Below are 16,579 nucleotides of genomic sequence, written 5' to 3'. Positions count from 1 at the left end.
AGTCAAAAATAAAGTAGAGACAAGAAAACAATTTTGAATTTTCAAGATTATAGCAATATAATGGAAGCTAAAATAAACGCAACAACCTTCATAAGTAAACTCTTTTTTTCGATAACACTCGTGCTAACGGTGTCTTTGGCTTTTGCCCAAAACAAAACCGTGACCGGTACAGTTAAAGATGCAAAGACCAAGACTCCCATCCCCTATGCTACTGTAGCTGTCGTTGGCGCCCCCGCTTCTGCAGGAACCACCACTTCAACAAATGCAAACGGTGAATTTAAATTGGTCTTTCCGACATCGTATGTGAAAATCAGAGCAAGTTACATTGGGTACGACAGTAAAGATGCTTTTGTTACGAATGATGCAACGCAAACAAAAGAAATCCTCATGGATCAACAGGACAACATGCTGGAAGAAGTCGTTGTTAAGGCCAAAAAGAAAAAATATAGCAACAAAGACAATCCTGCCGTCGCATTGATTCGCAAGGTCATCGAGAACAAGGAAAAAAATAGGCTTTCAGGTCAGCAATATGCTGAATTTGACCAATACGAGAAGATGTCCTTAGGGCTAAGCAATCTTTCGGAGAAATTTGTCAATAAAAAAATATTCAAAAACTATCAATTTCTTTTTGAAACGGACGACTCAGCGAAAACCGCCAACAAGTACGTGCTTCCTGCTTTCATAGAAGAAAAAATGTCGAAGGTATACTACCGTAAAGATCCGAGCAAAACCAAACAATATATACTCGGTGACCAACGCGCGCAATTTGATCCCAAATTTATCGATAACGACGGTCTTACCGCCTACTTCAATAAATTGTATGAGCAAGTTGATATTTACGACAATAACATTTCACTGGTTACAAATCAGTTTTTGAGTCCAATCGCAAACTCAGCTCCAACGTTTTACAAATTCTTTATCACGGATACTATTAAAACTGTACAGCCTTGGCTGGTTGAGTTAAGTTTCTTTCCGCGCAATAAGGCTGACATGTTATTCAAAGGCCAGCTGTATGTTACTTTAGACGGCAATTATGCTGTTCAGGGAGCCAACATGACCGTTGCTGATGACATCAACTTAAACTTTGTGCGTGACTTACAGATACAACTGAAATTTGACAAAGACAGCAAAAGCCGTTTTTATCTAAAAACGAGCACTTTAGGGATAGACTTCTCCCTAACAGAGAAAGGAATGGGTATCCGCGGAAGCCGAACAGTAGATTACAACAATTATAAGGTCGGTGTTCAGCAACCTGATAGCATCTACGATGGCCCGTCCACGGTTATCGCCTATAATGTTGAAAACAAGAAAGCGACAAAGACATTATTTGAAACTCAACGCCCACTCGCTCTTGCGCAAAATGAACTGAATATCTATCATAATATTGACACGTTACAGAAGATTCCTTCATTCCGTACATTCATGGACATTGCTGCGCTATTGCTATCCGGATACAAACAAGCTGGGCCAGTAGAAATTGGTCCTGTGAATACATTCTATAGTTTTAATCCGGTAGAAGGTTTTCGTTTACGTGTCGGCGGACGTACCACAGAGTCTTTCAGCAAGCGTTTCTATGCTGAATCTTATGCAGCTTATGGTTTTAAGGATCAGAAATGGAAATACTTTTTCAGTGGAACCTATGCGTTCAACAACAAATCGGTCTACTCCTTCCCGATGCATTATATCAGGGCTTCTTATAAAAAAGACACCAAGATTCCTGGACAAAAACTGGAGTTTATTCAGGAAGATAACTTCCTGTTGTCTTTCAAACGCGGCGATAATGACCGTTACATCTATGAGACAAATTACGGCCTAGAGTATAAAAAAGAATTTTTAAATCACTTAGCTATTGGAGCAGCATTCAATATCAACAGACAGACTCCTGCCGGAAGCCTGACCTACCAAATGGTAGATGCCAACAATGAAAGCAGACTGTTTAATGAATTGAACTCGACAGAATTATCTGTCAATTTTAGATATGCTCCGCATGAAGAGTTCTATCAGGGAAAAATCTATCGGACACCTATCTTCAATCAATATCCGATCTTTACGTTCAATTACACAGCCGGCATCAAAGGACTGGCCAAAGGTGAATACAATTATCACAACTTTAATATCGGTGCATTCAAACGTTTTTATCTGAGCCAATTTGGTTATGCTGATGTGACTGCCGAAGGCAATTATATCGCAGGGAAAGAAATCCCATTCCCTTTCTTGACAATCCATCGTGCAAACCAGACTTATGCCTATCAATTGAACTCATATAACTTGATGAACTTCCTTGAGTTTGTCAGTGACCATAATGCGTCAATAAATGTACAATATTACATGAATGGTTTTCTGCTGAACAAAATTCCATTGATCAAAAAACTTAAGTTGCGCGAAGTATTTAGTTTCAAAGGAGTATATGGTGGACTGCGTAAAGAAAACGATCCTGACGATCCGAATTACGGTTCAAAGGTATTTACCTGGCAGCACAATGCTGATGGCGTACAGAGCTCCTATACCTTCGGTTCAGAACCTTATATGGAGGCAAGTATAGGTCTATCCAACATTTTTAAAATATTACGTGTAGACTACGTAAAACGTCTAAACTATCTTGATCACGTCGATGCACCGGCTTGGGGTATTCGAGCTCGTGTCAAATTTGATTTTTAATAGTTTCCATAAATTATAGTATAATTTGGGCCGTGTCAAGGAGAGTGTGACACGGCCTTTTTTTTGAAAGTGTCCGATGCTATTGGCTAGGGAGAAACTTCTTTCGCTTTCTTTACTGTTGGTACCCGTAAAATCATGAAGGTTCCGCAGTTTGCCTAGCATCAGCTAACCGCTTTCCATCAAGATTTTTGTATAAAATAGCGGGGAAAGATCCGAACATGGTCCGAACACAGTACGAAGCCAATTCCCAAAAGCAGCATGAACAGTAGAAGCACAAAAAGCCATGTCTTAAAAACAAAAAATCCCCCTGGCCTATTACAACAAGGAGGATAAAATTAGCATATGACGATGGTTAGTTTTTTTGTTTAAAGGCATCCACACCAGCCTGTAAGAATGCTTTGTATTCCTCAATATTATAGTTGGCCCCACTTTGAGGAACCAGCACTTTACCGGCTGGATCGACAATAACATACAGCGGCTGTGAATTGCTATCAAATGTAGCCGCTTGAAAATCACTATTTTTCTTACCGATAGTATTGATCTTTTTACCACTATATTTTGAAACAAATTGTTCATTAGGCGCCAGTTCTGTCTTGTCATCTACGAAAAGTTCAGCCATGACAAACTCTTCTTTAAGCAATTTGGCTACTGCTGGGTCGGTCCATACATTTGCTTCCATTTTACGGCAGTTGACACAGTTCCACCCTGTAAAATCGATGATAACCGGTTTGTTCAATTCTTTCGCAGTCGCAAGGGCCTGATCGTAGTCATAGTAAGGATCAAATCCTTTTGGTGTACCGCGTTCGTGGAAAATCTCCGCATATTTCTTGACTTTTCCATCTGAATGAGCGCTCGCACTGGCAGCCACACCCGAAGATAGATCAAAATCCTGTGTCGCCGATGGCGGTAAAAAAGCAGAAATTGATTTTAAAGGTGCCCCCCATAATCCCGGTACCATATACACCACAAAAGAAAAAACAACAATAGCCAGAATAGTTCGCGGAACAGATAGGAATTTCAGCTCGCTGTCATGGGAGAATTTAATCTTGCCAATCAAGTAAAGTCCCATTAAAGCGAAGATGGCAATCCACAGGGACAAAAACACCTCCCTATCCAACCAATTCCAATGATAAGCTAAATCGACGTTGGATAAAAATTTCAGCGCTAAAGCAAGTTCCAAAAAACCCAATACAACCTTTACACTATTCAACCAGCCACCGGATTTAGGCAAGGACTTAAGCATGGAAGGAAACATGGCAAACAATCCAAAAGGAATTGCCAGGGCAATCGAAAATCCTAGCATCCCAATTGCTGGCCCTAAGCGTTCACCTTTTGAGGCTGCCTCCACCAGCAAGGTTCCTATAATTGGCCCTGTACATGAAAATGAGACCAACGACAAGCTAAAGGCCATAAAGAACAAGCCGACCAGACCGCCCTTATCTGATTTAGCATCCATTTTATTGACGAAAGAGCTCGGTAAGGTAATTTCAAATGCACCAAAAAACGAAGCTGCAAATCCAACCAATAACAAAAAGAAGATGAAGTTGAAAACACCATTTGTCGACAGTGCATTGAGCGCATCAGATCCAAATGCGATCGTGATAATCATTCCTAATGCAACATAAATGATAATGATAAATAAGCCGTACAACAAGGCTTTACTGATACCGCTTGCGCGGCTCCCGGCCTGTTTGGTAAAAAAACTTACTGTCAATGGCAGCATAGGAAATATACAAGGCATCAATAAAGCAGCAAAACCGCCTATCAGTCCCGCAATAAAAATACTCCACAGCGACTTTTTTCCTTCAGGCACGGCTTTGTGTACCTTAGCTCCCGCTTGGCCCGCCGACTTAACCGAGTCGGCTTTTACTGTAGCGGTATCCGGAGATTCTTCAAAAGACAGGGAGTCTGGACTTATTGTACCATCAGTAAATTCAACCCCCTCCAAATTGTTCGTTGTATCTGCTTTTGCAAACATGTATGCAGGCGCAATCAGCAACAGCAAAAGGATTAATAATTTGAAATTGACTTTCATTTTTTGTTTTTCTTAGGTATAAATTGGTTTTTGAATAAATGAAACCCGAGGAGCTAGAGACTCCCCGAGTTAACTATAAACATATGAAACTAAATCTTTTTAAGCGCCAAATACTGGATTTGGCAGCCTACAAATCGGTTGAAAACCTGAAAAATCGACATCCGTAGAAAGATACCCCGCCTTTACTGGCTCCTCTTTCACCAAATCAGTACTTAGGTATTTTTTGTTATCATCACACAATAGAGTGACCACTACAGCCTCATCACCCAACTCTTGCTGCAATTTAATTGCTCCGATCACATTTGCTCCCGATGAGATACCAACAGCCAGCCCCAATTGCCGCGATAGTTTTTGCGCCATGATAATAGAGTCACCGTCATTCGCACATACGACGGTATCGAGTTCATCCAAATCCACGATCGCAGGAATAAATTCATCGGATATGCCCTGTATACGATGTGAGCCCACTTTATGTCCTGTCGTCAACGTAGGACTTTCTGCCGGTTCCAACGGATGTACACGGACACTTGGATTTACCTTTCGCAAGGCCCGGCCCACACCCATGACGGTGCCACCTGTGCCCACTCCTGCCACAAAAGCGTCTGCAACCAGCCCTTGTTCTTCTAACTGCTTGACAATCTCGTAACCCGTGGTTTTCTCATGCGCTTCGGCATTGTACTGGTTTTCGAATTGTCTCGGCAAAAAAACACCACCTTGCGCCGCAAGCTCTTCACTTAAACGGATACTTCCCAAGAATCCACCTTCCTCTTTGCTTATCAAATGAATATCAGCTCCCATACTCCGAATAATATCGGTACGTTCCTTACTCAGCCAGTTCGGCATAATAATCTTTACCTGATGACCGAGGGCCTTACCGATTGCTGAAAAAGCAATACCTGTGTTCCCGCTTGTTGCTTCAATGACAACATCCGTTGGACGGATCTGACAATTCATATAGGCTTTATACAAAATATATAGCGCCATCCTATCTTTTATGCTGCCCGTTAGATTGTAGTTCTCACATTTTACGAAAATCCTTCCCGGTTTACCTTTGTAAGTATACTGTAATTCCAGCATAGGCGTATTTCCTACCAATCTCCACAGATGTTTGAATCTCTTGTCCAACGCTGGTGACAAACATGCACTTAATAATTCTTGTTCAGCCATTTCTTATAAATGATTATTCTGTTGCAAAATTGACCATTGACAAGATAATATTCAATACAATGCAATAAATTCAAGAAAAATTAAATTAAAACTTACACAAGTCAATAAATAATTCAGAACAATAGCGTATTTTTACAACTGTACCGAAAATATTCAGATTATGGAATTGGATGAAATAGATGTAAAATTATTACGTCTTCTGCAGCAGGATGCATCCCTGAGCAATAAAGAACTATCTTTTGAACTCAACAAATCTATAGCAGCTGTGCATGAGCGGGTTAGAAAGCTTAAACGACTTGGCTATATCAAAAAAACAGTCGCAATTCTGGATCGACATAAGATCGGCATTGGACTGATCTCCTTTTCCCAGGTCTTTCTCAAAGCGCACACTTTTGAAGTGTTAAATGAATTTGAAAAAGAGGTAGCTAAATTTCCGGAGGTTATGGAATGCTATCAAATGGCAGGTTCTTATGACTTTATGTTGCGCATTGCAACCAAAGATATGGATGCCTATCATATTTTTCTGCGGCATCGGCTGGCCGTATTGCCTCAGGTAAACACTGTTCAGACCTATTTCGTATTATCAGAGACAAAAAGCGAAACCGCTTACCCCCTTTAATGTCGTATGACAAACAAAACCTTCATGACTTCGCAGACACCGACAGCAACGAAAGCGAAATAAGCTTCTTTCTAGCCAATGGGATCAGACATTTTCAGAAAAAATCATTGCTGTATTGACCTGAGACAGGAATCGAGACCAATACAGCAATGAACGGTGATTAATCGAACAACAAGGTACCCGTCACATTCCAGCTGCTGAAACTTGTCCCTTCCGGGGCTCCCTGTGGAATCTGCACCTGCATCTTGTAATCTCCGGCTTTTAAATCACCCAAATCAATGTAGATCGGCGGCGTCACCGTACCCGGGCACCAATTGGAACGGCTTAGATCTGAAGATGACAGACCTGTAGCGAAATTGCCTGAAGCTGGATTCGACAAGCGATACGAGCCACAATCATTGCGCCAAGGCGTGTATTTAAAGCGCAAGGAATCGTTCAGAAAAATACGGTTTTCTTTAGGGACAAACTCATCACCGTTTCCCCAGCCTCCATGTCCTGTGGTAATATAGCGTAATTGCACGTTTTTAGCGTCCTGATCCAAATGAAACGCAACAGTAACACCTTTCTCCTGATCAAACATAGATCCGTATTCCTGGCCTCCCATTTCCATCACGTTGGTAGTGGTGAACAAAGACATGGTCTTTTTCAAGTTACCCTTCGACTCAGCATCAAACCCCGGATGGATGGTTAATTCCACACTCACTTCATGTCCGTTCTTATCGTAGTTGCCAATGAAGGCACCAATATAGACTTCCTGCTCACTAAGCATACCCGCCAACTCAGACACATCCTGGCGATAAAGGACCGAATCCTGCCAAACCTTATCCTTTAACTGAAGATAGTTAAACTGCTTAACACCAAAAGGTGTAAAGAAGCGCATCAGTTCAACAATCGGCTCAAAAGAAGCTGTTTTCACAATCCCTTGATAGGTTTTACCATTTCCGTTTTCATACTTCGGAAGCGTGTTCATCCCGTTTTTCATACCATCCAGAAAGCTCTGCGACTTGTTGACCGGGATCACAAATACCGAACCTGTACGATCGTAGGCATCGCCCTTTGATTGTTCGATCAACTGGACAAATATGTTATCACTTGTTTTAATTTTGGGGATTTTCACCTTTTTCACGATCACGGTGCCATTGGCAAACCGCAAAATAGAATCTGATTTTACATCATCCGAAAAACGGATCCTCTCCTTTCGGAAAACAGGTATCTGAATGAAACGATTTCTCCAAATGAGGTCCTTGTAAGAAAGTTCATCGTAAGGCTTTTCATTCCCTTTTAGCTTCAGCTGATCTGGCACTGTTTTTACTTTTTCCACTTTTGTGGCAAAGGTCCGCGTATTGCCATTGCGAATGACTTCAAGAACCAAACCAAGATCCTGTCCCAGTTCCGTAGGCGCCCCTTTTACCCCCAGTTTATCCGTGTACCAGACTTCAATCTTATTGGAATTGATGCTGGTTTCAACTTTCTTACACGGGTAGCCTAAGATCGTTTTGGTCTCATTGGTGGCATTAAATTTCTGTTTGGAAAGCGCAAGTGAATCTTTGGTAAGAATCAATGATCCATCTTTAAGTTTAGCTATTTTAAGCAAGGTATTTACGCCAGAACGCTCCACGACAACCCGTTCATAGGGAGGAGCCAACTGTCCTTTCATCTCTTTCTCTGAACTAACAAAAGTCTCCTTCTCATTGGCATATACAAGGATAGCGTTTTGATTGGCAGGTGTATTCCCATTGAAACTCTGGCTATATTGGATGACATAGCCCGGCAGCTTTTGTGCCTGTGAGGCCAATGACATACATAAAATAGCGGCAAAAAGGATACTTTTCTTCATATCATCTGTATTGGTTTAGATGCAAAAATAAGAAAGGCTTTAGGAATTCCTAAAGCCTTTCTTATTTTATGCTAAAACGTTTATTTAATCAGCCAGATATCCAGTAGATAAAACAGGGCAAAGATAACCGAAGCATAGCCATTGGTCGTCATAAAGTCGCGGTTGACCCGGCTTAAATCTGTTGAAGAAAACAGGGTATGCTGATAGATCAGCAGCGCACCGTAAAAAACTACACCTAAATAATAAATCCAGCCTACTGGCATCAAAAATGCTGGTATCAAGATAAAAATAAAGGAAAACACATGCAAGCATTCCGAAACACGCATCGCCCCCTTCGTTCCTAACCACACCGGTATAGAATTAAGATGGTTGGCGCGGTCAAATGCTTCATCCTGCAAAGCATAAATAATATCGAATCCACTCACCCAGGTCAATACAGCAAAGCCATATAACACCGGTACGGTAGCAAATTGCCCTGTGATAACCATATAAGCCCCTATTGGAGCCAATCCGAGTCCAGCCCCCAGCACAAGGTGGCATAATGGGGTGATGCGCTTCGTATAAGAATAAAAAAGCACAACAAAAAGCGCGACCGGCGAGAGCATAAAGCAAAGGGAATTGATAAAATACGTCGCGCCTACGAAAATCAGACAGTTTATGATCGTAAAAACTAACGCATTTTTTGCAGAAATTTTTCCCGCTGGGATATCACGCATTGCTGTTCTTGGATTAATGGCGTCAATATCTCGATCCAAATAGCGGTTGAATGCCATGGCGGCATTACGGGCCGTTACCATGCACACGAGCATCAGGCCTAATAATTTCCACGAAAATTCATATGTTGTTGTATGCAGTGCCAGAAAAAAACCGATAAAGGCAAATGGCAACGCAAATACACTGTGGGCGAATAAAACTAAGGATAAGTATTTTTTCATCTGAACTTAAAATCTAGGCTAAAACTGCTCGTTTCCACCCACCTCAGGGCGGACGAATCGGCCATTAACTTCATCGATAGCCTCGAGAATAGGTTCATGTCCCATTTTCTTTTCCGCCGAAGTCAGGAAAATCTGCGGAACTTCCTCAAACCATTGCAGCAACGATTTTTTAAACTTAGCAATATTCGCATCGGATTTGACAGCCGACTGCTTATCGGCCTTTGTAAACACAAGCATAAATGGCAAACCGCACTCTCCCAACCAATAGCAGAAGTCCAGATCGATCTTTTGTGGTTCATGACGGCTATCTACCAATACAAAAACGCATTGAAGATTGTCCCGATGAGTAAGATACCGACGGATAAATTTCTCCCATTCATTGCGGCTAGTTTTAGAGGCTTTAGCAAAACCATAACCGGGCAAATCCACCAAATACCATGTATCGTCGATGATAAAGTGGTTTATCAACTGTGTCTTACCAGGCTTCTGAGAGGTCTTAGCAAGTCCTTTCTTGTTGGTCATTGCATTAATCAACGATGATTTACCAACATTTGAACGCCCGATAAAGGCGTATTCCGGCAAAGTGGGGGCTGGTAATTTGTCAACTCTCGTGTTACTGCACACGAATTCGGCTTTTTTCACTTCCATGGAACAAAGGTACGTTAAATGAATCCCTTTGACAAGGTTTCTACGGCTTCTATTCCAGAAAAAGCATCGCATCCAAATTTATTGCATAGACAAGAAAATGTCCTCAATTATTTTTAACTTTCATTTTTATAGTTCATTAAATCTATTGGACGAAAAAATTAGCTATAAACTAGGATAAGTAGAAGATCATTAACCAAATAGAGAAAATTACTGAACGCTTCAAATTGAATAAGAAAATTCACTAATAAAATCGATCGAATTGCTGTAACAATCCGTTCGTATTTCATACTAATACTAAAAAAACAGTCATTTTTTGAGGAGAGCAACGCCTAATGCAGCACACTCAAAGAATAATTTAATTAAACCTTAAAAACAGATGTTACTCGAAATCAATCATGTCACCAAGGATTACGCCAATCACCGTGCATTGGACGATGTTTCCATTCAGATTCCAAAAGGAAAGATTTTTGGCTTATTGGGACCAAACGGAGCTGGTAAAACATCCCTGATCCGAATTATCAACCAGATTACAGCCCCAGATTCGGGTGAAATCTTGTTTAATGGCGAAACTTTGGGACCACAGCATATTGCACAGATTGGCTATTTACCCGAAGAACGGGGTTTATACAAGAAAATGAAAATCGGTGACCAAATGCTCTATCTCGCCCAGCTCAAAGGGCTTTCCAAGAAAGAAGCGCTACTACGCATCCACGACTGGTGCGAGCGCCTCGATATTTTATCCTGGTGGGATAAGAAAATAGAAGATCTCAGTAAAGGCATGCAGCAGAAAGTACAATTTGTCGCTACAGTCATTCACCAGCCACAGTTAATCATCCTGGATGAACCTTTTTCCGGATTTGACCCCGTCAATGCCAATATCATCAAAGAACAGATTCTCCGGTTGAACCAGGAAGGTGCAACCATTATCTTTTCTACACACCGTATGGAGACTGTTGAAGAACTTTGCGACAACATCGCACTCATCAACCGATCAAAAAAAATATTGGACGGTTCGGTAAAAGCTATTAAAAAAGAATACCGCAATCAAACCTATAAATTGGAATATATCGCCAACGAAGATAATTTTCTTCTATCCGAAGACACCCTATTTAAAGTATTAGAGTCAACCAAGTCAGAAAACACATACACCACTACAATTCAGCTAAATAACAACGTTTATATCAATGATGTATTAATGCTTTTCTTACCAAAAATACAGCTCAATCAAATGATTGAGATCGTTCCTTCGATGTCAGATATCTTCATTCAGAAAGTTACCCAAGTCTCACCACTATCTCAAAACCATGCATAAAATATTACTTATCATTCAAAGGGAGTACCTGTCCCGGGTCAAGAAAAAATCTTTTATTGTCATGACCTTTGCTGTGCCCCTATTCTTTTTTGCGCTATATGCGGGCATGTTTTACCTGACAAAGAAAAGTTTCAAGGACGCCCACACCGAGGTATTTGTTATCGATAATCAGGGAGACTTTGCCGGAAAACTCCAAAGCAATAAAAATGTAAGCTACACTGTAAGCAAATTAGATCTGCAGGCGCAGAAAGCAAAACTTAAGCAGAGCGAAGGAAAACAGTCGATTCTGTACATCCCCAAAGATATACTCTCCGCCCAAAAAGCCGAACTCATTACCAGTGGAAAAACAAGCTTTGTCGTCCAGGAGATCATCAGCGGACAGCTAGAGGAAATCATCCGTGAAAAGGAATATAAATCCAAGGGAATCGACCTGCAGATCATCCAGTCCATTAAACCCAAAGTCACCATCGATGCCAAGGAAATAACGGCAGACGGAGAAGAAAAAAACAGCAACACAGCCATCGCAATGGGTCTCGGAGTTGCCCTCGCGATCTTGGTATACCTCTCCCTATTCCTCTATGGAGCGCAGGTAATGCGTGGCATTATCGAAGAAAAGAGCAATCGGATCATCGAAGTTATCATCTCCTCAGTCAAGCCCTTTCAGCTTATGATGGGTAAAATTGTGGGAATTGGTATGGTCGGGCTCACGCAATTTGTCATGTGGCTAGTCCTCACAGGCGGGTTGTTTATAATAGCGACGATATTGTTTGTCAATCCCCAAGATATGCAGGAGGTTGCCGCAAGCCAGCCCGGAGCAGCCAATATGAGTACCGTATCGAAAGCAGTCGCTCAGAATGATTCGGCTTCTATTCTTTCTTCGATACAGAGCTTTAACTTCACAGAAGTCATCATCTTCTTCTTTCTATTTTTTATTGCCGGATACCTGCTTTATAGCGCGATTTTCGCTGCTGCTGGTTCGGCTGTCGATAATGAGACAGAGGCCAATCAATTTTCAATGCCCATTACGATGCCTTTGCTCTTGACCTATATCCTTTCTTTCGGGGTCATTATCAATGACCCGAATGGTCCGATTGCGACATGGCTGAGCTTTATTCCGTTCACCTCGCCTATTGCGATGCTGGTCAGGATACCTTTTGGGGTACCGTTATGGCAGATATTGACGTCCTTAACCTTACTTATATTGACCTTCCTATTGATCACTTGGGTCGCGGCACGTATCTACCGTGTCGGTATCCTGATCTACGGAAAAAAAGCAAGTCTGAAAGAAATTATCAAATGGTTTAACTACAAAGGGTAAAGTGATCAAAAAAGCCCGAATTGAGAACAGTTCGGGCTTTTTTTTGCGCATATACTACCTATCAGAAGATCTCGTCCTACACAGGCCTCCGATCACCTATAAGGCGCAGCTAATAGCGTAATTTCATTTTTTTAAAGACAAAATGCCATAACCATATCGGTCCCACCAGCAAAAACTGCAGGAATTGCGGCCCGGTAACTTTCTTTTTTTCCTTGCCTTTACCCAAAAACAGCATGATGATGGATACCAAAGCAATAGCCAAACACACCCAGATTACAGCAGGACCGCCATTCTTTTGCACATATTCCAGCTGCACGATGAAATAACTCATGGCCCCAATAGAGAATAAAATCGCGTAGGATAAAGTTGCCGAAAGCTTTAAATAAAAGTAGATAACAATAGCGATGAAGAAAGACCCCCAATTCAGAAAAGTATGCCAATTAAGTTTAACCAAGAATTCAAATTGAGGGAAAGGGATCATCCAGATACATCCCATAATACCGAAAAATAATAGGGGTAAAAAGATGGCCTGGATAACACGGTTGGCTGGATCCTGAAAATTAGCATCCAATTCCGCAAAATACTTATCCACGGAACGCAAAGGTTCAGCTTCTTGAACTTTCTTCTTTTGTTTCATTCGGCAAATTTAACAAAAATTGGACATGCCCCACTCCTCCGGGAGAATAATTTGCTATTTTTTGGTCTGTCGTAAGTCATTAAATACTTTCAAGCTTCACAGACTCGCTTACTCCTATACTATTCCGTAATATTGCAGCATGAAGTCTTATAAACATATCTTATTCGATCTTGACGGAACACTCACTGACCCCGCAGAAGGTATCACCAAATGTATTGCTTATGCACTGGAATCGAAAGGAATCCAGACATCAGACCTAAACAGTCTCAAATCTTTGATCGGTCCTCCGCTCAAAGATTCCTTTATGCATACTTTTGGCTTTGAGGAAAACGAAGCAATCACCTGTGTCGAAAAATATCGGGAACGCTTTTCGACAGTGGGATTATACGAGAATATACTGTTTGATCGGGTACCCGAACTTTTGGAACAGCTAAAATCAAGAGATTACCATATTTACCTGGCGACATCGAAACCTGAAATATTCGCAAAAAAAATATTGAGTCATTTTGCAATCGATCAATATTTTGATTTTGCAGGTGGAAGTGCTTTGGATGATTCCAGACCGACAAAAACCAGTGTCATCCAGTATGTCATGGAAAATACCAACCTGACGGATCCCCAAAACTGCATCATGATCGGCGATCGCAAACACGACCTGATTGGTGCCAGGGAAACGGGGATGGATGCGATAGGAGTTCTGTATGGCTATGGTAGCCGGACAGAACTCGAACAGGAATCGCCCGCCTATTTATTGCATAGCGTAGCAGATTTAATTGAATTTTTCGATTAATAAAAAAGCTCCAATCAGCAGATTGGAGCTTTTTTATTATTGTTGACCTCGATAGATCTATTTCGCGTAAGACACAGATCTTGTCTCGCGGATTACAGTAACTTTAATTTGTCCCGGATAAGTCATTTCCGTTTGGATACGGTTGGAAATATCAGCCGCTAATATTTCTGATTGCGCATCAGACACCTTCTCGCTTTCTACGATCACACGAAGCTCACGTCCAGCTTGTATCGCAAAAGTTTTCTCAACTCCAGGATAAGACAGCGCCAAATCTTCCAGCTCTTTCAGACGTTTGATATAGCTTTCTACCACCTCGCGGCGTGCACCTGGACGTGCGCCGGAAATGGCGTCACAGGCTTGAACAATTGGCGATATCAAAGCAGTCATCTCGATCTCATCGTGGTGAGCTCCGATAGCATTGCATACATCCGGGTGTTCCTTATATTTTTCGGCAAGCTGCATACCTAAGATGGCGTGCGGCAGTTCTGGGTTATCATCAGGCACTTTTCCAATATCGTGTAGTAATCCTGCGCGTTTTGCGTGTTTAACATTCAGGCCCAGTTCTGCAGCCATTGTAGCAGCAAAATTAGCAACCTCACGCGAGTGCTGTAAAAGATTCTGTCCATAAGACGAACGGTAACGCATACGACCTACCATACGGATCAATTCAGGGTGTAAGCCATGGATACCTAAATCAATGGCTGTACGTTCACCTATTTCAACGATCTCGTCTTCAATCTGGGTACGTGTTTTTGCGACAACTTCCTCGATGCGGGCCGGGTGAATACGTCCGTCAGTCACCAAACGATGCAAAGCCAAGCGGGCAATCTCACGACGAACAGGATCAAAACCAGATAAGATAATAGCCTCCGGCGTATCATCTACGATAATCTCCACACCAGTTGCAGCCTCAAGAGCACGGATATTACGACCTTCACGACCAATAATACGACCTTTGATTTCGTCATTTTCAATATTGAAAATAGAAACCGTATTTTCGATGGCAGATTCCGTTGCCGTACGCTGAATTGTCTGGATAACAACTTTCTTCGCTTCTTTTGTTGCTGTCAGTTTCGCTTCATCAACAATATCCTTGATTTGAATCATCGCTTGTGAGCGAGCTTCTTCGCGCAAAGAATCCACCAACTGGTTTTTCGCCTCGTCAGCAGTAACGCCAGCGATGCTCTCCAATTGTTTAATCTGTTGTAATTTGAGTGCTTCTACTTCTTCGGATTTCTTTTCATTCAATTCAACTAATTTATCCAGCTGTTTTTTCTTCGTATCCACCTCTTGCTTATCGCGATTGATGTTTTCCAGCTTTTGGTTAATTGACTGTTCTTTTTGTCTTAACGTATTTTCCTTTTGGTTGATGGTATTATTACGTTGATTGACTTCCTTTTCGTGTTCAGATTTTAATTGAAGGAACTTTTCTTTGGCCTCTAATAGGCGTTTCTTTTTAATGTGTTCCCCTTCCTGCTCTGCATCTTTCAGTATGCTATTTACCTTATCCTTGGCTTCCTGCTCTTGTTTTTTAAATAACAGAACCAATAGATAACGACCTATAACAACACCAACAATCAGAGAAATTATGCTATAAATTGCGATGTCCATGTATGTATAATTGTATTATGTATGTATGTTTGTTTTTATTAATTATTCTAAATTCCAGTATAATCATTGGCCCAATTCTGCTTTTCCCTTCGAACTGCAGCGAAGCCTCGCGGCTCATGATTAGGGTTTCATGACAAAAAAAAACCGCAATTAAATTTAAACAGGTCTCATGTATTATTAAACTTCGTGATTACATAATTAGGCTTAGATTATGACCCAGATGGCTTTCGCAAAATGGCCTATATCTTTTTGCGCCTGTAATATTGAAGCGTTAAGTTTAAAATAGTGACAACCCGAATTTAATTGCGGCAAATTCGTCGTTTAAGCTCTAAATATAAAGAACGTAAATTTATTTTTTAAAGAAATCCGTCAACAACTGATCAAGTTCCTGTACTGAATTTTCCAGTCCCACTTCGTGGTTCTGGGACTGACGCTCTGCATTTAGCATACGCGTCGCAAATTGCAATACACACATGGACAACAAATCCTGCTTATCTCTCACAGTATAGTTTTCCTGCAATTCCTTTACTTTTTCATTTATCAATTTCGCAGCATGCCGAATTACTTCTTCTTCCGCGCTCTCCACCCTTAGGGGATAAACACGATCTGCGATATTTATTTTTATGGAAATCTCTCCCATTTCTTTGAGCTTTTTAACGTTGTATTAGTTTCAATCCGCTAACACGTATTCCAACTACTTCAACAAACTAATACACTTGTCTATTTCCCGCACAAAATCGTTAATTTTTTGTTTTGTGTCAAGTATTTTTTCATTAATTGCTTCCTTATCCGTTTCAGAATCTAACGTACGGGCTACAGCCAGTGCTTTGACCTTCTCTTCCAATTGCTTGCTTTTATCGTTGCTCGCATCGAAAGCTACTTTTAAGGATTGTACCTCTAATTTAAGCAAATCATTTTCTTCTTGCAAGACTTCGCACAATTGAATTAAATTTTTCGTTTTCTCAACGATTAGATTCATTTGTGAAGACAATGTTGCCATATTAAAAATTGA

General features: G+C 41.2%; 14 protein-coding genes. 5 read left to right on the top strand and 9 right to left on the bottom strand.

From position 1 onward, the window contains the following. Positions 1-60 precede the first annotated feature (60 nt). Positions 61-2,658, top strand: a complete 2,598-nt coding sequence (locus B3C94_RS01755) for a DUF5686 and carboxypeptidase-like regulatory domain-containing protein (RefSeq protein WP_293898023.1) — start codon at positions 61-63, stop codon at positions 2,656-2,658. Positions 2,659-3,010: 352 nt separating this feature from the next. Here B3C94_RS01755 and B3C94_RS01750 read toward each other — a convergent pair whose 3' ends face one another. Continuing rightward, positions 3,011-4,693: a protein-disulfide reductase DsbD family protein gene (locus B3C94_RS01750; protein ID WP_293898020.1), complete on the bottom strand. Its 1,683-nt coding sequence runs from the start codon at positions 4,691-4,693 to the stop codon at positions 3,011-3,013. A gap of 99 nt (positions 4,694-4,792) precedes the next feature. After that, on the bottom strand, positions 4,793-5,860 hold the full coding sequence (locus B3C94_RS01745; protein WP_293898017.1) for a PLP-dependent cysteine synthase family protein: 1,068 nt from the start codon (positions 5,858-5,860) through the stop codon (positions 4,793-4,795). A gap of 160 nt (positions 5,861-6,020) precedes the next feature. Here B3C94_RS01745 and B3C94_RS01740 point away from each other — a divergent pair, with 160 nt between their 5' ends. Further along, positions 6,021-6,479: an Lrp/AsnC family transcriptional regulator gene (locus tag B3C94_RS01740; RefSeq protein WP_408733542.1), complete on the top strand. Its 459-nt coding sequence runs from the start codon at positions 6,021-6,023 to the stop codon at positions 6,477-6,479. Positions 6,480-6,639: 160 nt separating this feature from the next. Here the strand turns inward: B3C94_RS01740 and B3C94_RS01735 are convergent, their stop codons facing one another. From B3C94_RS01735 to yihA, 3 genes are all read right to left on the bottom strand, one after another. Further along, positions 6,640-8,316: a GLPGLI family protein gene (locus B3C94_RS01735; protein ID WP_293898014.1), complete on the bottom strand. Its 1,677-nt coding sequence runs from the start codon at positions 8,314-8,316 to the stop codon at positions 6,640-6,642. 80 nt (positions 8,317-8,396) lie between these two features. Next, the gene (locus tag B3C94_RS01730; protein WP_293898011.1) at positions 8,397-9,251 is read right to left on the bottom strand and encodes a UbiA-like polyprenyltransferase; all 855 of its coding nucleotides are present in this window, start codon (positions 9,249-9,251) and stop codon (positions 8,397-8,399) included. Between the two features lie 18 nt (positions 9,252-9,269). Beyond that, a complete protein-coding gene (yihA, locus tag B3C94_RS01725; protein ID WP_293898690.1) occupies positions 9,270-9,899 on the bottom strand; it encodes a ribosome biogenesis GTP-binding protein YihA/YsxC in 630 nt (209 codons plus the stop codon). 376 nt (positions 9,900-10,275) lie between these two features. Here yihA and B3C94_RS01720 point away from each other — a divergent pair, with 376 nt between their 5' ends. Then, the gene (locus B3C94_RS01720; RefSeq protein ID WP_293898008.1) at positions 10,276-11,211 is read left to right on the top strand and encodes an ABC transporter ATP-binding protein; all 936 of its coding nucleotides are present in this window, start codon (positions 10,276-10,278) and stop codon (positions 11,209-11,211) included. Then, entirely contained in the window at positions 11,204-12,529 is a 1,326-nt protein-coding gene (locus B3C94_RS01715; protein ID WP_293898005.1) for an ABC transporter permease, read from the top strand. The genes B3C94_RS01720 and B3C94_RS01715 overlap by 8 nt, the downstream gene beginning before the upstream one ends. Positions 12,530-12,638: 109 nt before the next feature. On the opposite strand, the gene B3C94_RS01710 is transcribed toward B3C94_RS01715, so the two are convergent. Beyond that, positions 12,639-13,166, bottom strand: a complete 528-nt coding sequence (locus B3C94_RS01710) for an Mpo1-like protein (protein WP_293898003.1) — start codon at positions 13,164-13,166, stop codon at positions 12,639-12,641. A 139-nt stretch (positions 13,167-13,305) separates the two neighbouring features. On the opposite strand from B3C94_RS01710, the gene B3C94_RS01705 reads away from it, so the two are divergent. After that, entirely contained in the window at positions 13,306-13,956 is a 651-nt protein-coding gene (locus tag B3C94_RS01705; protein WP_293898000.1) for an HAD-IA family hydrolase, read from the top strand. A gap of 57 nt (positions 13,957-14,013) precedes the next feature. On the opposite strand, the gene rny is transcribed toward B3C94_RS01705, so the two are convergent. The 3 genes from rny to B3C94_RS01690 all read right to left on the bottom strand — a co-directional run bounded on the left by rny (position 14,014) and on the right by B3C94_RS01690 (position 16,567). Next, complete coding sequence (rny, locus tag B3C94_RS01700) at positions 14,014-15,567, bottom strand: ribonuclease Y (RefSeq protein WP_293897997.1); 1,554 nt, start codon at positions 15,565-15,567, stop codon at positions 14,014-14,016. Between the two features lie 349 nt (positions 15,568-15,916). Next, a complete protein-coding gene (locus tag B3C94_RS01695; RefSeq protein WP_046675831.1) occupies positions 15,917-16,207 on the bottom strand; it encodes a cell division protein ZapA in 291 nt (96 codons plus the stop codon). A 54-nt stretch (positions 16,208-16,261) separates the two neighbouring features. Beyond that, complete coding sequence (locus tag B3C94_RS01690) at positions 16,262-16,567, bottom strand: hypothetical protein (protein WP_046675830.1); 306 nt, start codon at positions 16,565-16,567, stop codon at positions 16,262-16,264. Positions 16,568-16,579: the final 12 nt, after the last annotated feature.

This window comes from Sphingobacterium sp. UBA5670, from assembly GCF_002420705.1.
In the GTDB taxonomy this organism is placed as follows: Bacteria; Bacteroidota; Bacteroidia; order Sphingobacteriales; family Sphingobacteriaceae; genus Sphingobacterium.
The sequence above is the reverse complement of the archived record's forward strand: the minus strand, read 5'-3'. Positions and strand labels throughout refer to the sequence as shown.